The following is a 16,612-nucleotide window of genomic DNA, read 5'->3' as shown; positions in this document are numbered from 1 at the left end:
TGCTCCTCCTTGCAACGCGGGCTCAAGGCCCAACCAACCGTTCGAGCGAAGACATGGCGACGGAGATGCTCGCTGAGGCGCGAGTTCAAAACCCTGGGATGACACGCATCCCCGCCGCACAGCCGCATTATACAGCAACGGCAACGTACAAGGATGAGGCTTCTCGGGGAGTGTTGGCGCGGCACCCTCCAAGGGTCCTCATCCTGAGGCGCGCAGGCTGAAGGCCGGAGCCTCGAAGGACGCGCTCTAACGCTGCCTCTTGCATTCACTCGGTGTTGTCGCGCCCGCCCCGTCCTTCGAGGCCCCTGCGGGGCACCTCAGGATGAGGCTTCTCGGGGCACGATGCGCGGTACCTCCAACGGGCCTTATCCTAAGGTGCGGAAGCCGAAGGCTGGAGCCTCTAGTGCTCCAACGCTGCTCCCTGCGTTCATTCGGTTGGCGCACCCGCCCCGTCCTTCGAGGCCCTTGCGGGGCACCTCAGGATGAGGCTCTCATGGGATGCCGGCGCGGCATCGTCGATACCCCAAGGGCGATGTTTGCCGTGGACAACGCGAGCGGCTATTGCCGGTTATGTCCGGCGGCGCTATTGATGAGGGGAGGCGGAGCGCGCTTGATGTTCAGCGTTCGAGCTGATGGTGCCGGACGAAATTCGGGTCCAAATCGGGCTTTCCGAGATGCGTGGTGCCGAATTTGCTCTCCTAGTGGCCTCAAAATCGCCGCGTCGGCGGTCGCGTGCGGATATGGCCTAACCTGCAGTGATGAAACTAAAGTCGGGTTTCGTTTCCGTATCGAATAATTTATCCAGTAAAATCAGGGTATTATGATCTGGGGCTTCTGCCCCGCGCAGCCCTTGTTGCCGCGGCCTCCCCTCCCCTGCGCTTCGAATCTCCACAAGAAAGCAACGGCTTGCATCCTTTTGCGGCACCCGGCGTTATCCACGCAGCAAATCAGAGGATAGGGTAATGGCAGATGCGCTCCCGCTCAAGAGATTGTCCATCGCCGCTGCGATGATGGCAGCGGCGCTCGGCGCATTTATGTTGTTGCAGGCGAAGCAGGGCGGTGCGCCGGCCCCGTCGGCGGAGCCCGGCCGCGCGGTTGACGATCATGGCCGCAGCGCCGCCACGCCCGAGGCTATTCCGCTCAGCGGTCTTCGCGATGTGTTCTGGCGGGTTTACCACGAAGTCCTGAACGACCGGGTGACACTCATTGCCGCGGGTGTGACCTTCTATCTGCTGCTGGCGCTGTTTCCCGCCATGGCGGCTTTGGTGTCTCTCTACGGGCTGGTCGCCGACCCGGTCACCATATCGGAGCATCTTCGCGAACTGGCCGGTCTGTTGCCGCCGGGGGCCTTCGACCTTCTGGCCGATCAGATCAAGGAACTCGTCAGCAAGCGCGACAGTGCGCTCGGCATCACCTTTTTCGTCGGTCTCGGCATTGCGCTGTGGAGCACGCATAGCGGCACGCTGGCGATCTTCGATGCGATGAATGTGGCCTATGAGGAGAATGAAAAACGCGGTCTTATCCAGCTGAACCTCGTCGGCCTCTGCTTCACCTTGAGCGCGATGCTTCTGACGGTGGTCATGGTGGCGCTTGTCGGAGTCATGCCGGTTGTCCTCTCCTATCTCTGGCTCGATCAGTTCAAGGAGCACATGGCGCTTCTCCTGCGATGGCCGCTGCTTCTGCTTGTTGTCGCGGTTGCGGTCACCTCGGTCTACCGCTTCGGCCCCAGCCGGGAGCCTGCCAAGCTCCGGTGGATGACGTGGGGCGCGGCTCTGACGACGGTCGCCTGGGCGGCGATGTCGCTCGGCTTCTCCTTCTATCTCGATCATTTCGCCAATTATAACGCGACCTACGGCACGCTCGGTGCGCTGATCGGCTTCCTCATCTGGATCTGGCTTTCCGTCGTCATTCTCGTCATCGGCGCAGAACTCAACGCCGAACTGGAGCATCAGACCGCCAGGGACACGACGACGGGCCCGCCGCTGCCGATGGGCGCGCGCGGCGCCTATGTTGCAGACACTTTGGGCGAGGCCATCAACTGATCATTGAGGAGCATCATCGATGACTGCGCCTCAGACGCGGATTTGATGTAATTTGTTTTTGGGCAATCCCGACAGAGGAGACGATCATGACGGCCCCGCATCCTTCCAAAACCCATATTGGCAATCATGCACTGCATCCCGAAACGCAGATGCTGAATTACGGCTACGATCCCGAACTCTCGGAAGGGGCGGTCAAGCCGCCGGTATTCCTCACCTCCACCTTCGTCTTCAATTCGGCCGAGGATGGCCGCGACTTCTTCGATTACGTCTCGGGCCGCCGCGAGCCGCCGGCGGGAAAAGGCGCCGGTCTCGTCTATTCGCGCTTCAACCATCCCAATAGCGAGATCGTCGAGGACAGGCTCGCCGTCTACGAGCGAACGGAAAGCGGCGCGCTGTTTTCTTCAGGCATGTCGGCGATCGCCACGACCTTGTTCGCCTTCGTCCGGCCGGGCGATGCGATCCTGCATTCGCAGCCGCTTTATGGCGGCACGGAAACCCTGCTGGCCAAGACCTTCCTCAACTTCGGCGTCGCCGCGGTCGGCTTTGCCGATGGCGTCAGCGAGGGATCGGTGCAGAAGGCGGCTGAGGAGGCGATGGCCAAGGGCCGCGTTTCCGTCATCCTGATCGAAACGCCGGCCAACCCGACCAACAGCCTGGTCGATGTCGCGATGATCCGGCGCGTCGCCGACGCGATCGGCGCCAAGCAGGGGCATACGCCGATCATTGTCTGCGACAATACCCTGCTCGGCCCGGTTTTCCAGCGGCCGATCGAACACGGCGCCGATATCTCGCTCTATTCGCTGACCAAATATGTCGGCGGCCATTCCGACCTGATCGCCGGCGCCGTTCTCGGCCGCAAGGCTGTCATCAAGCAGGTCAAGGCGCTGCGCGGCGCGATCGGCACGCAGCTCGATCCGCATTCCTGCTGGATGCTCGGCCGCTCGCTGGAAACGCTGCAGCTGCGCATGGAGCGGGCCAACAGCAATGCGCGGGCCGTCGCCGATTTCCTGCGCGATCATCCGAAGGTGGAGAAGGTTCACTACCTGCCCTATCACGATCCGGATTCGCCGGCCGGCCGGACCTTCGCCGCGCAATGCACCGGCGCCGGCTCCACCTTCTCCTTCGACATTCGCGGCGGCCAGCCGGCCTCCTTCAAATTCCTGAATGCGTTGCAGGTCTTCAAGCTTGCGGTCAGCCTCGGCGGCACGGAATCGCTGGCGAGCCATCCGGCCGCCATGACGCATTCCGGCGTGCCCGCCGATGTGCGCCAGCGCATCGGCGTGCTGGAATCGACGATCCGCCTGTCGATCGGCATCGAGCATCCGGACGATCTGATCGCCGACCTGGAGATGGCGCTGCAGGCGGCCTGAAGTCGATCCAGGAAATATCGATGCCCGGCGGCGCCGGGCATCGTGGGTGACGTCACTTGTCGTCGGTCGTCAGTTCCTTCTCGTCCGAGTTCACCACGAAGACCGCAAGCAGTTTCGCCGGCGCGGTCTTGCTGCCGTTGGCGCTGACACTGTGGTGATCGCCGGGGAATTCGGGAAAGCTTTCGCCGGCCTTGTAAATCTTCACCGGGCCGTCATTGACCTGGCTTTTGATCGAGCCCTCCAGAACGGTGGCATAGATGAAGGCGGATTTCGGGTGGGTGTGGCCCGGCGATGTGCCGCCGGGCTTATATTCGACGAGCACGGCCTTGATGCTCTTGCCGGGAACATTGGGAAGCTCGTGGTCATAGACGAGGGTTACCTTGGCTTTGCCGCCTGATGCGGCGAAAGCCTGCGCTCCGGCTGCGAGGGCAACGGCGAAGGCGGTCGCTGAAATAATCTTTCTGAACATATCTGGTCTCCTCAAGCGCTCTTTTTCTGCGCCGGCTGCCGGCTCAGCCAATCGTCGAAGCGGATCCGGCCGAGCCGCGCGCCGGTGCCGGTTACCAGCGAGTTATCCTCGAGCTCGACGCCGAAATAGCGGGCGTGAGGATCCGCCATCACCTGGCGCGGATCGTTCGTCGCTTTCAGGAGGTGTGTGACGATGTCGGTGAGGCGGATTTTCTCCGGGCCGCCGATCTCGATCGTGCCGTTCACGGGTGCTGCGAGCGCCACCTCGGCCATGACGTCGGCGACATCGTCCGATGCGATCGGCTGCACATAGGCCGGCGACAGATGCACCATCTGGCCTGATGTGCCGGACTGGGCGATGCCGGCCATGAACTCGTGGAACTGTGTGGAATGGACGATGGTGTAGGGGATGCCGGAAGCTTTGATCAGCTGTTCCTGGGCCATCTTGGCGCGCATATAGCCGCTGCCCTGCAGCCGCTCCATGCCGACGATCGACAGCGCGATATGATGTTTTACGCCGGCGGCGGCCGCTGCCTTCAGCAGATTGCGGCCCGATGTCTGGAAGAATTCCAGGACGGCCTTGTCCTCGAAGGAGGGCGAGTTGGCGAGGTCGAGCACCACCTCGGCGCCGGCCAGCGCTTCGGCCAGCCCCTTGCCGGTGATCGTGTCGACGCCGGAATTCGGCGACGCCGCCAGCACCTCGTGCCCCTTGCTGCGCAATCTTTCCACGGTCTTCGAGCCGATAAGCCCGGTGCCGCCGATAATGACGATCTTCATGGGTAGTCTCCTTGTCCTAGCGAGGATTTCCTCTGTTGACCTGAGGTGGCTGCCGAAATCGCCGCCTCGATGAGGCAGGCGACTTCATCGGTATGGGGACGCCACGCGAAAATTCCGGCGTGGCCGGCCGCAGCCGATGGACAGGAGAATGCGCCGGATCGTCAGCCCGAACCATTCTCCCTCGGTCGCTGTCGTCCTATGCCAAGGCAGTAGGGCGGCTCGCCCTACGATCGGGCCGTTCGGGCCGGAGACCTGCGTCGTCAGGCGTTGCAAGGGACGGAGGGGGAGGCTGGATAGGTCCAGCGGAGTTTGGCGAAAAGCCAACCCCACTCTCCGTCGTCCTCGGCCTTGAGCCGAGGACCCATGCCACGGCTGCCGGTGGATGCCGCATGGATGCTCGGCTCAAGGCCGAGCAGGACGGAGGGTGGGGCTAAAGTCGCCGGAGATTGCTCACCTTGTCGGAGACTTACCGTCAGGTCCGACCCTACCGCTCCCACTCCTCACGCAGCGGCCTCAGGTCGTTGCCGATGTGGCTGACCAGGTCAGACCGAGTTTGGCCAAAAGCCAACCCCACTCTCCGTCGTCCTCGGCCTTGAGCCGAGGACCCATGCCACGGCTGCCGGCGGATGCGGTGTGGATGCTCGGCTCAAGGCCGAGCATGACGGAGGGTGGGGCTAAAGTCGCCGGACGAAGCTGTACCCTCTCCGTCCCGCAAATCTCTCTCGCGGGGCACGTCCCTCTCCCCGTTTTTTGGAGCGATCCTATCTCAGGATAGCCTGACCGCCTCGAATAGCGCCGTCAACCCGAGGCCGCCCGCGATGCCGATCATGGCCAGACCGGTCGCCCCCACCGCCTCCTCGCGGATCAGCTGGGTATATAGCCGGGTAACGAGAATTGCGCCTGATGCGCCGAAGGGATGGCCAAGCGCAATGGCGCCGCCATTGCTGTTGACCGCATCAGTGGGGATATCGAGCTGATCGAGCGATGCCAGAACCTGGGCGGCGAAAGCCTCGTTGAATTCGATGGCATCGATGCCGGCGAGCGAGAGCCCGGGCTGACGCTGCAGTAGCTTCCTGGTCGAGGCGACGGGGCCGATGCCGAGCAGGTTGGGATCGACGCCGGCCGCAGCGCTGTCGATGAAGGCGAGGCCCTTGCCGATGCCGAGGCTTTTCGCCATTCCACGGCTCATGACCAGTACGACGCAGGCGCCGTCATTCAGCGGGCAGGCATTGCCTGCGGTCACCGAACCGCCGCGGAGAAAGACCGGCCGGAGATTTGCGAGCGCCTCGAGCGATGTGGAGGGGCGCGGGCATTCGTCGCGGTCGACCAGTCCGTGGGTGGTGGAGATGCCGACGATCTCCGGCCGGAAGAGGCCTGCCTCGGCGGCCGCGACGGCGAGGCGGTGGCTGCGGAGCGCGAATTCGTCCTGTCTCTGGCGTGTGATGGCGAATTGACGGGCGACGTTTTCGGCGGCAATGCCCATCTCGGGATCGCCGACCGCTTCGGGGGAAAAACGGGCGCGACCGTAGAAGCGCGGCAGCGCCCCGTTGGCTTTCGGCCGTTCGACCCGCCATGGCGCGGTGCTGATGCTCTCGACGCCGCCGGCGAGAAAACAGGCGCCGGCTTTCGCCTGGATCAGGCGGGCGGCCATGATGATCGCTTCCAGGCCCGAACCGCATTGCCGGTCGACGGCCACACCGGGAACCGACACCGGCAGGCCGGCGGTGAGTGCCGCCAGCCGGCCGATATTGCCGCCGCCGCCGGCGGCATTGCCGACCAGCACATCGTCTATGGCTTCGGGCGCAATGCCGGTCTCGGCAACGATCCGGCGGATGATCGGCACAAGCAGGTCTTCGGCTGCAACCGTCGCAAGCGAGCCGAAGGCCCGGCCGATCGGCGTGCGGTAAGCGGCAACCACGACCGGCTGCCAATCCTCGTCAGGCTGATAGGCGTAGGACAAGACCGTCTCCCGAAATGACCGCGGCTTCCACCTGCCCCCTGGAAATTTTGCCGCTGCTCGTCATCGGCCAGGAGGCGATATGGTAGAATTGCCGGGGGATCTTGAACCTGGCGAGCTGTCGCGCGCAATGGTCGGCCAGCATTTTTACCTCAGGCGTCTCTCCCGAGACGACCGCCACGATCCGCTGGCCATAATAGGCATCCGGCAGGCCGAAGACGACGGCCTCTTCGATGCCGGGACAGGCTTTCAGCGCGCTCTCGATTTCGGCGGGATAGACGTTGTTGCCGCCCGATATCATCATGCCGCCTGCCCGGCCGATCACCCGCAGCATGCCGTTTCCATCGAGTTCGCCGAGATCGCCGACGGTCGCGCCCGCCGGAGTGACCCGGAACGCCTGGCCGTCGTCGCCCCAGAGATAGCCGTCGGCGATCAGGTCGCTCCTGACGAAGATGGTGCCCGGCACATCGGTGCCGACATCGTTTCCATCGGGGTCGCGAATGGAAATCTCGACGCCGGGATAGGCCTGGCCCACCCGGTCGATCGGAAAATCGATAGCGCCGCCGACGAGGGTGGAGACGGTCATGAAGCCGATTTCGGATGCGCCGTAATATTCGCGGATGCGTGCTTTCGGAAAAAGACGGCGCATGGCTTCAACGCCGTTCACGTCCAGTTTCGCGCCGGCGGTCAGGACGTCGCGCAGGGAGGTCAGCGCCGGCTCGGCGGCCCAGGTTCTGGCAATGCCTGCTATATGGGTGGGCACGGCGACCAGCCGTACGATCGCTTCGGCGGAGAGGATGCGTGCGACGGCAGCGGCATCCCATTTCCTCACCGAATGGAAGGTGCTGCCGGCATCCAAGGCTTCGACCATGGCGTAAAGTGCGAGGCCATGCGCCAGGGCGCCGGGGCACATTGTGGACGGGGCGTCTTCGAGTTCGAAAACCATGCGGCCACGATCGAGGCTACGGCGCCATTGCTCGCGCGAGCGATAATAGGCTTTCGGCTCGGCGGTGGTGCCCGAGGTAAAGCCGATCAGGAAAATGCCCTCGGCATCATCAGACAGCTCGCCTTCCGTCTCGGCGAGATCGAAGGGCTCGGCTCCGGCGGTGATGACTGAGATACCGAGCCTGCGGCCGATCTCGGCGCTTGGGCCTCTATCGTCGTCGACGACAAGCACGTCGGGCGCCAGCCGCTCGATGATGCGCTCGATTCTCTCAGGCGGCATCATCGGGTCGATCACCGCGCAGGCATGCGGCGCGGCGGTGGCGGCGATGAAATATTCGGCGAAGCCAATATGGTTGCCGAGGCTGAGGGCCGCAAGCTTCTCCACGCCGGGCAGATCGAGCCTGCGGCGGGGCGAGCGCGGCAACTCCCGGAGAAAACGGTAAATCGCCTTGGCGCGCAAATGGAGTTCGCCGTAGCTCAGCGAGCGGCCGTCGATCGCCAGGGCCGGCTTATCCGGCTTTTCCGTTGCATGTCGAAGAAGCTCTGCATGAATCGGCATGGACACCCGCTGGTTTGAAGATCGGCCGTCAGCCCAAAGCGGCCCTGGTGGCGTCGGGGATCGGCGTCGGGCGGCTGTCGGAGAGGCCGACGCAGACCCAGACGAACCCGGCCGAGGCGCAATGGGCGCCATCGCGCTGGCGAAAGAGCTCGATCGCAAAGGAGAGGCTTGTGCGCCCGATTTTCTCGACCGTCACCTTGGCTTCGACGACGTCGTCGACGTCGATGGGGTTGTGAAAGGTGATCTCCGCCTTCTTCACGTGATAGGCAACACCCGAGGAGGTGTGGCGGAAGTGGCTGAGAATTTCCCGGTGCCGCAGGAACTCGACGACCGCATCCTCGCAATAGTCGAGGTAAACCGAGTTATGGACATGACCATAGATGTCGATGTCTCGCATCGAGACCCGGAAGGATGCTAAAGGCCTGTCGTCAACACTCATGCGGTCACCGAAAATTGGTGGGCTGTTCTAACCGCTGTTGTCTGGGGGATGCAATGCAATATCAGGCGGTGGTGCGAAAATTCGGCCCGGCTCAGGATGTCGTCGGGATCGAGCGGGCCGCATTGCCGGTGCTGCGGCGCGACCAGGTCCGGGTGCGGCTGCTCGCGCGGTCGATCAATCCCTCCGATATCATCACCATTTCAGGCGCCTATGCCGGGCGCACGACCCTGCCCTTCATCCCCGGCTTCGAAGCCTTCGGGGTGGTCGAGGCCTGCGGTGAAGACGTTTACGGGCTAACGTCCGGCACCCGCGTGCTGCCGGTGCGCAGCGCCGGCGGATGGCAGGAATTCAAGGATACCGATCCCAGCTGGTGCCTTCGTGTTCCGGACGGGCTCTCCGATTTCGAAGCGGCGACCAGCTACGTCAACCCGATGACGGCCTGGCTGATGCTGCACAAGAAGATCGGGCTGAGGCCCGGCATGCGCATCGCCGTCAATGCCGCCGCCTCTTCGATCGGATCGATCCTGGTCGGCCTTGCCAATGCCGCGGGCGTCGAGCCGGTGGCGATCGTCCGCAGCGAGGAATCGCGCGCGCGCCTCAGCGGCCGTCTCGAGACCGTCATCGTCGATGGGGCGGACGGCGATCTGGCCGACGGGCTTGCCGGCCGGCATGGGCTGAACGCCGTGCTCGACTGCGTCGGCGGCGCGCGCGCCTTAATCCTCGCTGCCGCGCTCAAACCCGGCGGGCATTTCGTGCATTACGGCCTGCTTTCGGGCCAAAGCATCCCGAATTCCTTCTGGGCCACCCATCCCGCTATCACCTTTTCCTTTTTCCATCTCCGGGAATGGGTTCATTCCGAAGACATGGGCGAGGTCCAGCGCGCCTATTCCGAAGTGGCGGCGCAAATCGCTGCGAAGGTGATCGCGACCGAGGTGCGGGAAGTCTTTCCCTTGGAAAAGATCGGCGATGCGCTACGCTCCGCCCTTCCCTTCCGGGCGGGCGGCAAGGTGCTGCTCGCCTGACGGGCGGGCGCCCTACACGGTTCCGTGCCGGAGCCGTGCGCGGATAATCTCCGGGTGGTTCTGGTCGGCCCATCCGACCAGGGCTTTCATCGGGATGAGGAAAGATCGGCCCAGCTCCGTCAGCTCATATTCCACGCGGGGCGGGACCTCGGGATAGACGGTGCGCCTGATATAGCCGTCCTGCTCCAGATGCCGCAGCGTCTTGGAGAGCATCTGTTTCGAAATGTCGCCGATCTCGCGCAGCAGCGCGTTGAAGCGTTTCTTATCGGTTTCCAGCGCCTCGAGCGTCAGCAGGCTCCATTGATCGCCGATGCGATCGAGCACGCCCCTGATCGGGCATCCCGTGCCAGGCTCGGGCTTTTCCTCAGGCATGGCTTCTTCCTCATGGGTCATCGTCCGCTGACCTTCGCACTGAAAACTGCCTTCTTGCTGGGCATTTCGCGGTGTCCTAGACCAAGTTTCATAGTCTGTTTTTTAGACTAGATCGTGGATTCATACCAAGGAGTTTGATGCATGAGATTCGGGAAATCGCTTTTCGCGCTCGCCATTTTGGCGGGCATCGCCATGCCTTCCGGCGCTTTTGCCGCCTCGCGGGATTTGAAGGTCGAGGAAGCCAACCGGAAGCTGGTGGTGGAGTTCTACGACCGGTTCTTCAACAAACACGATATCGACGCCGCCTCCGTCGTCGCCGACGAGTACCGGCAGCACAATCCGGAAGTGCCCGACGGCAAGAAGCCCTTCGTGTCTTTCTTCACCGGCTTCTTCAAGGACAATGCGCAGTCGAAGGCGGAGATCGTCCGCAGCTCCACCGATGGCGATCTCGTCTGGCTGCATGTGCATGCGACGAACGGCGCCGACGACCGCGGCCAGGCGGTCGTCGATATTTTCCGCGTCAAGGACGGCAAGATCGTCGAGCACTGGGATGTGATCCAGGCCGTTCCGAAAGAAGCCGCCAACAAAAACACCATGTTCTGATCCGGGTTCTGAATGGGGCCGGCTTCTAGCCGGCTCCATTCTCGGCGGAATCGGCCCATGGTCGTTCCGATTTCGGCGTTGCCAGCCCGTGTTTGGCAAGCTCCAGCGTCAGGATGCGGGTTTCGAGCAGGTTGAAGATCCGTAAGACAGCCTCGATCGCGTCGAAGGGCTTCGTCAGGAAATCCTTGGCGCCGAGCGAAAGAGCCCGCCTGCGCGTCGGCAAGGTCGCATCGGCAGTCAGAACCAGGATCGGCAAGTAGCTGTTAGCGGGAATGAGCCTTGCGAAGGTTTCCAGCAGGGCGAAGCCGTCGAGATCGGGCATCATCAGGTCGAGGAGAACGAGATCGACCGGATGCTCGCGGAAAAGCCGCAAGGCCTCGCGCGGCTCGGTGGTGCTGATCAGCGCCGTGAAGCCCTGGCGCTTGAGAATGCGCTCCAGCAGCGAAACATTGGCGGGCTCGTCATCGACGATCAGGATCGTCGAGGCGCGCAGGATATCGGTGGAAACTGTCATGGACCAAAACCCCGCGACGTCATCCTCGGCCTTGTGCCGAGGATCTACGCCGGCCCAATTAAGTTTCTGAAAATAAATGTTTTCCTGTCAAGCAATTATCGTGGTCAGATGCTCGCACAAGGCCGAGCATGACGACGGAGAGCTTTTCACGATGCCTTACGGCACCGCGACGTCCTGCGTCCCGGCCTCCTGCATCGCCGCAGGCGCACGCGGCAGATCGACGTGAAACGTCGCGCCGCCTTCCCGGTTGCTGAAGCCAAGCGTTCCGCCCATGGCGTCGATCAGATGTTTCGACAGCGCAAGCCCGAGGCCGGTGCCTTCCTGGCTGATCCGCTCGGCGCCCAGCCGGTCGAACGGGGTGAACAGCCGGGCGACGCGGTCGGCCGGAATGCCCGGGCCGGTATCGCTGACCTCGATGCGGATGCGGTCATCGAGCACGCGGTGGCTGACCGTGACACTTCCCTGCGGGCGATTGTATTTCACCGCATTGGAGAGAAGGTTCAGGAACACCTGCAGCAGACGCCGCCGGTCGGCGAGCACCATCAGACCCGGCTCGGCCGGTGCGGCGACCTCGATCCGGATCTGCTGCTTGCCGCAGAGCGGCTTTGCAAGCGATACGGCTTCATTGATCACCTCGGCGACGGGCTGCGGCTCGACGGTGAGATCCATGCGGCCGGCCTCGATTCTGGCCATATCGAGGACCTCGTCGATCAGGCTGAGCAGATGCCGGCCGGCCCTCAGGATCTGTGCAACGCTCTCCCTGGAATCGGCATCGGTCACGTCCATTTCCAGAAGCTGGGCGAAACCGAGAACGGCATTGAGCGGCGTGCGCAGTTCGTGGCTCATGCGCGAGAGGAACTCACTCTTGGCGTTGCTGGCGCGCACTGCATCCTCGCGGGCGGCAAGCAGGGCTTCCTCGAACTGTTTGCGCTCGGTAATGTCGCGGGTGATCTTGGAAAAGCCGCGCAACCGGCCCGTCTCATCATGGAGGGCGGTGACGACGACGTGCGACCAGAAGCGCGAGCCGTCCTTGCGCAGGCGCCAGCCTTCCGCCTCGGTGCGTCCGTCGCGGGCCGCCTTGGAAAGCTCCTCCGCCGGAAATATGTCCCGGCTTTGCGCAGGATAGAAGCGGGAAAAATGCTGGCCGACGATCTCCTCGGCGCCATAGCCGGTGATCCGTTCGGCGCCGGCATTCCAGCTCACCACCTGCCCGTCCGGATCGAGCCCGAAGATGCCGTAATCGCTGACGCCCTCGACCAGCTGGCGGAAGCGTTCCTCGCTCTCGGTCAGATCGGCCTCGCGCTTTTTTAAGAGGACGCTCGCATCTTCGAGCGCCTGTTCGAGGCTGCCGAGCTCATCACGGAAGGGATCGGCGACCGTGACGACCTCGCCTTGCGACAAGCGATGCGCCTGGGCTTTCAGCGCATGCACGCGGCGCACGATGCTTGCCGAAAACAGGAAGACGGCGACGAGCGCGCCGGCAAAACCGAGGAAGCCGGCTGATATCATCAGGCTGCGGGACAGCGTGCGAACCCGGTCGGCGGCCTGTGTTCTGGCATTGAGGAGATCGGCCTCACGCAGGGTCATCGCGTCGATCTCCTGTCGCAGCACGTCGAGGACCTGCTTGCCTTCGATGAGCTTGGCTGCAAGATCCTCGCGCCCACCGGCCCGCAGGATGTCGGCCTGCTTCAGGAGTTGCAGACGATCGACTTTGGCGTCGACCAAGGCGCGGATGCGTTCAAGGCGGCTCTTCTGCTCTTCATCCCGCAGCCGGCGGCCGACTTCGTCGAGCACCACGGGCAGCCTGTCCTCGGCCCGGTTGAAGGGATCGAGAAAATCGGTTCTGCCGGTCAGGAGATAACCCCGCATCGCCGTCGCGGCCTCGGCGATCAAGGCGTGGATCTCCTGAATGCCCGACTGGATCTCCAGCGTCACCCGCACTTGATCTTCGGCGATCCGGCTCTGCCTGTCGGCGACGGAGACCGAGGCGAGGGCTGCCAAGAGCAGCGCCAGCGGCACCATGATGATGACGATGCCCTTCGCCCGCAGCGGAAGGTCGGCGAAGCGCAGCGCCCGCCGGCCCGCAGTTGCCGACATTGTCCCGGTCATGGCTGCTCTTCCCCGACGGTTGCGACGAGCCCGCCGCGCACGGCCATGACGGCGGCCTGGGTCCGGTCGCCCGCGCGCAGCTTGCCGATGATGCGTTCGACATGGATCTTTACGGTGCCGGGCGAGATCTTCAGCGCCCGCCCAATCTCCTTGTTGGTCAGGCCTTCGGCGACTTTCGTCAGTACCTCGCGCTCACGCACCGTCAGCGTCTCCAGGGCGCTGCTGCTGGTCTGCGGCTTGGTAGCGGCGCGCCGCAGCAGCCTTGCGACGAGCGGCCCGTCGAAAAAGGCGTCGCCCGCGAGCACGCGGCGGATGGTGCGCAGAATGTCATCCCGGCTCGCGTCCTTCAGCAGATAGCCGGTGGCGCCGGCATCGATCGCCGCCTCCAGATAATCGAGACTGTCATGCATGGTGATGATCATGACGCGTGTGCCGGGCGACACGCGCCGGATCTCCCGCGTGGCCGCGAGGCCGTCCATGCGCGGCATGCGGATGTCGAGCAGTGCCAGATCCGGCCTGTGGTTCGCGCAGGCCTCCACCGCTTCCGTGCCGTCGCGCACATCCAGGGCAACATGGAAATCGTCCTGGCCACCGATCATGGCGATCAGCCCGGCGCGGGCGATGTCATGGTCGTCGGCAACAAGAATGGATGCGGTCATGCCGATATCGTCTCCTGCTGAAGGGGCGCGACGGCGCGGACACAGGTGCCGCCCGAAGCTCCGGCACCAATCTCGATGCGGCCGCCGAGCAGCGCCAGCCGCTCGCGCATACCGATGATGCCGAGCCGCGCTCCCCGCTCCTGAACCCGAGGCTCTAGCACCGTGCCCATGCCCTTTCCATCGTCGATGACTTCGAGATGCGCTTTGCCCGCTTTGTCCTCGAAGAGGCGTACGATGAGCCGGCGCGCCTCTGCATGCTTGATCACATTGGTGATCGCCTCCTGCGCGACGCGGTAGAAGATGATCCCCGCCGATGCCGGCCAGCGATCGGCGCCGGCATCGAGATCAGCGATCACCTCCATGCCGTCGATCGCATCGAGGCGGGTCCGAAGTGCGGCGGCGACGCCGAGGTCGTCGAGCTCGGGCGGCCGGAGATCGGCGATTGCGGCGCGAAGATCGGCGACGGAATGGCGTGCAAGCGCCGCGAGCTGGTCGATCTCCGGTTTCAGCGCATGCGCCTCGCCGAGGCGGGCGGCCAGATCCTGCAGGCGATAGCTGAGGCCGGCGGCAAGCTGCGCCGAGCCGTCATGCAGATCGAGCGCCACCCGCTGCCGCTCCTGCTCCTGCGCCTGAATCAGCTGCGCGACCAGCGCCGCAAGTTCGCTGCGCTGGCGTTCGAGATCGCCGAGCAGCGCCTGCTTCTCCGCCGCCTGCCGTTCGAGATTGCAGGCATCGGCGAGTTGCCCAGCCACCACCTCCAAGGTCCTCCGGTCGTCGGCATCGACGGCGCGCCCTCTCGACGGCCCGATCAGCGTCAGCGAGAGATCGGAACTATCCTCGGAGGCAAACAGGATGCTGTCGCTTTCGGGGCTCCTCGACTGCCCGACAGTCAACTGCACGGGCGCTTCCCCCAGCAAGGGCGGAAAGGCCAGCCTGGCAAACGACGCTCCGGCGAAATCGGCCAGCCGGGACAGAACCTCTGGGGCTGATGTTTCGAATGTTTGCGCATCGAGCAGGTTGCGCACCTCGATGATGAAACGCAGCCGCGCCGCCCGGGCTTCGGCCGCCCTGTAAAGGGCTCTCATCTCCGCGACATCAGGCGAATGCGCCATATCCGTGTTATGCTCCAGGCCCAAGGGGACTGCTCCTGAAATGAATGACGCGGGCACGATAGTCATTCCGCTGGGAATGTCATCTATGCCGTTCGGCAGATCGAATCGGAGCCACCCGGCAGATGGGGCCGGAGCACCGGCCGCTTAGATATTGGTCATGCGGTTGACCGATGCGATGTCCGCCGGAACCGCCACAAAGGAAAGTCAAACATGCGTACGATCATTGCTGCCGCCCTCGTCCTCGGTTTCGTCCAGGTCCAGTCCGCTGCGGCGGCCGAAACGGCGACCTGCGCCCCGGTGAGCGAAGAGGAAGTCGCAAAGCTTTTCGATCGCTGGAACACCTCGCTCGCGACGCTGAGCCCCCAGGAAGTCGCCAAGAACTACAGCGAGGACTCCGTCCTGCTGGCGACGCTCTCCGACAAGCCCCGCCTGACCCAGGCCGAACGCATCGATTATTTCGAGCACTTCCTGGCGAAGGAGCCCAAGGGCCACATCGACAGCCGCGACATCAAAACCGGCTGTAACTGGGCCGTCGACACCGGCACCTACACCTTCACCATGAAGGACGGCTCGAAGGTTCCCGCCCGCTATACCTACACTTACGAGTTCAAGGACGGGAACTGGCTGATCACCTCGCACCACTCCTCGATGATGCCGGAGAAGTAAGGTCCGACAGATCCGGCAGGGAGATCCCGTGTTCACCCCACACGGGGTCTCCTGATTGTTGACGGACGGAGGAGAGGGGCGGCACGGCACGCCTTCTCCATCTTGTAAAAACACGCCGCGTCACGTATATACGGCAGGATATATACAAAACGCGGAGGCTCCTATGCCGCAATACGCGCGCATATTCCAATCCGGCAATTCACAAGCGGTTCGGCTTCCCAAAGAGTTCCGCTTCGACGTCGACCAGGTGGAGGTGACACGCGAAGGCGATGCTGTCATCCTGCGTCCGCGGACCGATCATCGTGTGCGCTGGGCGTCGTTGCAGAGCGCCCTGGAACGCGGCCTTAGCGACGATTTCATGGCGGAAGGACGTGAGCAGCCGGAGGAGCAGGAACGGCCCGGTCTCCAGGACCTGTTCAAGTGATCACGCATCTCATCGACACCAATGCGGTGATCGCTTTGATCGGCCGGAAGTCCGACATGCTCTTGAGCCGCGTGATGGACAGCGACGAGGGATCGATCGGACTGTCGACCATCGTCATGCATGAACTCTACTACGGCGCCTATAAAAGCGCGAAAATTTCCTACAATCTCGAAACCCTGCGCCTGTTCATGGCAGATTTCCCAGTCATTGGTTTCGAACGCGAGGATGCGCTGACCGCCGGAGATATCCGCGCGGCATTGGCGGCTAAGGGACGGCCGATCGGTCCCTATGATGTTCTGATCGCCGCCCAGGCCAGGACACAGGATCTGGTGCTCGTCACCAATAATGTCGGAGAATTCCGGCGCGTCGACGGTCTGCGCGTCGAGGATTGGACAGTCGGGCGGTAGTCCAAGATAGCCTCCCCTGATCGACGCAAGAAGTGGCGTCTCGGCGTGTCCTTCGAGGCTCCGGCCTTTGGCCTACGCGCCTCAGCAACCGTGTTGTTGCGGCTCGCTCCAGGGTGTGTGTCTTTTGAGGATAGTGTTGATCATGATGATGAGTTTTCGCATGGCGG

Annotated in this window: 17 protein-coding genes; 7 read left to right on the top strand and 10 right to left on the bottom strand. The window is 63.5% G+C overall.

Features of this window, described 5'->3' with window-relative positions; genetic code table 11:
* Positions 1 to 962 precede the first annotated feature (962 nt).
* Together FHX14_RS32645 and FHX14_RS32640 are read left to right on the top strand one after the other, a co-directional pair.
* Positions 963 to 2,042 carry a YihY/virulence factor BrkB family protein gene (locus FHX14_RS32645; protein WP_184381248.1) on the top strand — a complete coding sequence of 360 codons (1,080 nt, stop codon included), beginning with the start codon at positions 963 to 965 and terminating at the stop codon, positions 2,040 to 2,042.
* A gap of 86 nt (positions 2,043 to 2,128) precedes the next feature.
* Positions 2,129 to 3,412 (top strand): cystathionine gamma-synthase family protein, encoded by a 1,284-nt coding sequence (locus FHX14_RS32640; RefSeq protein ID WP_184381246.1) that lies wholly within the window; start codon positions 2,129 to 2,131, stop codon positions 3,410 to 3,412.
* A 52-nt stretch (positions 3,413 to 3,464) separates the two neighbouring features.
* Here the strand turns inward: FHX14_RS32640 and FHX14_RS32635 are convergent, their stop codons facing one another.
* The 5 genes from FHX14_RS32635 to FHX14_RS32615 all read right to left on the bottom strand — a co-directional run bounded on the left by FHX14_RS32635 (position 3,465) and on the right by FHX14_RS32615 (position 8,557).
* The gene (locus tag FHX14_RS32635; protein ID WP_184381244.1) at positions 3,465 to 3,881 is read right to left on the bottom strand and encodes a cupin domain-containing protein; all 417 of its coding nucleotides are present in this window, start codon (positions 3,879 to 3,881) and stop codon (positions 3,465 to 3,467) included.
* Positions 3,882 to 3,892: 11 nt separating this feature from the next.
* Positions 3,893 to 4,657: an SDR family oxidoreductase gene (locus FHX14_RS32630; RefSeq protein WP_184381241.1), complete on the bottom strand. Its 765-nt coding sequence runs from the start codon at positions 4,655 to 4,657 to the stop codon at positions 3,893 to 3,895.
* A gap of 766 nt (positions 4,658 to 5,423) precedes the next feature.
* A complete protein-coding gene (locus FHX14_RS32625; RefSeq protein WP_184381239.1) occupies positions 5,424 to 6,617 on the bottom strand; it encodes a thiolase family protein in 1,194 nt (397 codons plus the stop codon).
* On the bottom strand, positions 6,595 to 8,118 hold the full coding sequence (locus FHX14_RS32620; RefSeq protein WP_184381237.1) for an AMP-binding protein: 1,524 nt from the start codon (positions 8,116 to 8,118) through the stop codon (positions 6,595 to 6,597). The genes FHX14_RS32625 and FHX14_RS32620 overlap by 23 nt, the downstream gene beginning before the upstream one ends.
* A 28-nt stretch (positions 8,119 to 8,146) precedes the next feature.
* Positions 8,147 to 8,557 carry a thioesterase family protein gene (locus FHX14_RS32615; RefSeq protein WP_097624256.1) on the bottom strand — a complete coding sequence of 137 codons (411 nt, stop codon included), beginning with the start codon at positions 8,555 to 8,557 and terminating at the stop codon, positions 8,147 to 8,149.
* Between the two features lie 53 nt (positions 8,558 to 8,610).
* On the opposite strand from FHX14_RS32615, the gene FHX14_RS32610 reads away from it, so the two are divergent.
* Positions 8,611 to 9,579, top strand: a complete 969-nt coding sequence (locus FHX14_RS32610) for a zinc-dependent alcohol dehydrogenase family protein (RefSeq protein ID WP_184381235.1) — start codon at positions 8,611 to 8,613, stop codon at positions 9,577 to 9,579.
* A gap of 12 nt (positions 9,580 to 9,591) precedes the next feature.
* Here FHX14_RS32610 and FHX14_RS32605 read toward each other — a convergent pair whose 3' ends face one another.
* Positions 9,592 to 9,951, bottom strand: a complete 360-nt coding sequence (locus FHX14_RS32605) for a helix-turn-helix domain-containing protein (protein WP_184381233.1) — start codon at positions 9,949 to 9,951, stop codon at positions 9,592 to 9,594.
* Positions 9,952 to 10,092: 141 nt separating this feature from the next.
* On the opposite strand from FHX14_RS32605, the gene FHX14_RS32600 reads away from it, so the two are divergent.
* Positions 10,093 to 10,554 (top strand): nuclear transport factor 2 family protein, encoded by a 462-nt coding sequence (locus FHX14_RS32600; protein ID WP_184381231.1) that lies wholly within the window; start codon positions 10,093 to 10,095, stop codon positions 10,552 to 10,554.
* 25 nt (positions 10,555 to 10,579) lie between these two features.
* Here FHX14_RS32600 and FHX14_RS32595 read toward each other — a convergent pair whose 3' ends face one another.
* From FHX14_RS32595 to FHX14_RS32580, 4 genes are all read right to left on the bottom strand, one after another.
* Positions 10,580 to 11,068: a response regulator gene (locus FHX14_RS32595; protein ID WP_184381229.1), complete on the bottom strand. Its 489-nt coding sequence runs from the start codon at positions 11,066 to 11,068 to the stop codon at positions 10,580 to 10,582.
* Positions 11,069 to 11,224: 156 nt separating this feature from the next.
* Positions 11,225 to 13,165: an ATP-binding protein gene (locus tag FHX14_RS32590; protein WP_184381250.1), complete on the bottom strand. Its 1,941-nt coding sequence runs from the start codon at positions 13,163 to 13,165 to the stop codon at positions 11,225 to 11,227.
* 8 nt (positions 13,166 to 13,173) lie between these two features.
* On the bottom strand, positions 13,174 to 13,836 hold the full coding sequence (locus tag FHX14_RS32585) for a response regulator transcription factor (protein ID WP_184381227.1): 663 nt from the start codon (positions 13,834 to 13,836) through the stop codon (positions 13,174 to 13,176).
* Complete coding sequence (locus tag FHX14_RS32580; RefSeq protein WP_246713516.1) at positions 13,833 to 14,972, bottom strand: sensor histidine kinase; 1,140 nt, start codon at positions 14,970 to 14,972, stop codon at positions 13,833 to 13,835. The genes FHX14_RS32585 and FHX14_RS32580 overlap by 4 nt, the downstream gene beginning before the upstream one ends.
* Positions 14,973 to 15,158: 186 nt before the next feature.
* Between FHX14_RS32580 and FHX14_RS32575 the strand changes: the two genes are divergently transcribed.
* The 3 genes from FHX14_RS32575 to FHX14_RS32565 all read left to right on the top strand — a co-directional run bounded on the left by FHX14_RS32575 (position 15,159) and on the right by FHX14_RS32565 (position 16,445).
* Positions 15,159 to 15,614 (top strand): SgcJ/EcaC family oxidoreductase, encoded by a 456-nt coding sequence (locus tag FHX14_RS32575; protein WP_184381223.1) that lies wholly within the window; start codon positions 15,159 to 15,161, stop codon positions 15,612 to 15,614.
* Positions 15,615 to 15,777: 163 nt separating this feature from the next.
* Entirely contained in the window at positions 15,778 to 16,038 is a 261-nt protein-coding gene (vapB, locus tag FHX14_RS32570; RefSeq protein WP_184381221.1) for a type II toxin-antitoxin system VapB family antitoxin, read from the top strand.
* Positions 16,035 to 16,445 carry a type II toxin-antitoxin system VapC family toxin gene (locus FHX14_RS32565; RefSeq protein WP_184381219.1) on the top strand — a complete coding sequence of 137 codons (411 nt, stop codon included), beginning with the start codon at positions 16,035 to 16,037 and terminating at the stop codon, positions 16,443 to 16,445. Before vapB ends, FHX14_RS32565 begins: the two co-directional genes overlap by 4 nt.
* The last annotated feature ends 167 nt before the right edge of the window (positions 16,446 to 16,612 follow it).

The sequence above is a fragment of the Rhizobium sp. BK619 genome, from assembly GCF_014195245.1.
Classification (GTDB): domain Bacteria; phylum Pseudomonadota; class Alphaproteobacteria; order Rhizobiales; family Rhizobiaceae; genus Rhizobium; species Rhizobium acidisoli.
The sequence above is the reverse complement of the archived record's forward strand: the minus strand, read 5'-3'. Positions and strand labels throughout refer to the sequence as shown.

What these genes read in the sequence shown, in the direction of transcription:
- FHX14_RS32645 (WP_184381248.1), top strand. Translation starts at nt 963, where the DNA reads ATGGCAGATGCGCTCCCGCTCAAGAGATTGTCCATCGCCGCTGCGATG.
- FHX14_RS32640 (WP_184381246.1), top strand. Translation starts at nt 2,129, where the DNA reads ATGACGGCCCCGCATCCTTCCAAAACCCATATTGGCAATCATGCACTG.
- FHX14_RS32635 (WP_184381244.1), bottom strand. Translation starts at nt 3,881, where the DNA reads ATGTTCAGAAAGATTATTTCAGCGACCGCCTTCGCCGTTGCCCTCGCA.
- FHX14_RS32630 (WP_184381241.1), bottom strand. Translation starts at nt 4,657, where the DNA reads ATGAAGATCGTCATTATCGGCGGCACCGGGCTTATCGGCTCGAAGACC.
- FHX14_RS32620 (WP_184381237.1), bottom strand. Translation starts at nt 8,118, where the DNA reads ATGCCGATTCATGCAGAGCTTCTTCGACATGCAACGGAAAAGCCGGAT.
- FHX14_RS32615 (WP_097624256.1), bottom strand. Translation starts at nt 8,557, where the DNA reads ATGAGTGTTGACGACAGGCCTTTAGCATCCTTCCGGGTCTCGATGCGA.
- FHX14_RS32610 (WP_184381235.1), top strand. Translation starts at nt 8,611, where the DNA reads ATGCAATATCAGGCGGTGGTGCGAAAATTCGGCCCGGCTCAGGATGTC.
- FHX14_RS32605 (WP_184381233.1), bottom strand. Translation starts at nt 9,951, where the DNA reads ATGCCTGAGGAAAAGCCCGAGCCTGGCACGGGATGCCCGATCAGGGGC.
- FHX14_RS32600 (WP_184381231.1), top strand. Translation starts at nt 10,093, where the DNA reads ATGAGATTCGGGAAATCGCTTTTCGCGCTCGCCATTTTGGCGGGCATC.
- FHX14_RS32595 (WP_184381229.1), bottom strand. Translation starts at nt 11,068, where the DNA reads ATGACAGTTTCCACCGATATCCTGCGCGCCTCGACGATCCTGATCGTC.
- FHX14_RS32590 (WP_184381250.1), bottom strand. Translation starts at nt 13,165, where the DNA reads ATGTCGGCAACTGCGGGCCGGCGGGCGCTGCGCTTCGCCGACCTTCCG.
- FHX14_RS32585 (WP_184381227.1), bottom strand. Translation starts at nt 13,836, where the DNA reads ATGACCGCATCCATTCTTGTTGCCGACGACCATGACATCGCCCGCGCC.
- FHX14_RS32575 (WP_184381223.1), top strand. Translation starts at nt 15,159, where the DNA reads ATGCGTACGATCATTGCTGCCGCCCTCGTCCTCGGTTTCGTCCAGGTC.
- vapB (WP_184381221.1), top strand. Translation starts at nt 15,778, where the DNA reads ATGCCGCAATACGCGCGCATATTCCAATCCGGCAATTCACAAGCGGTT.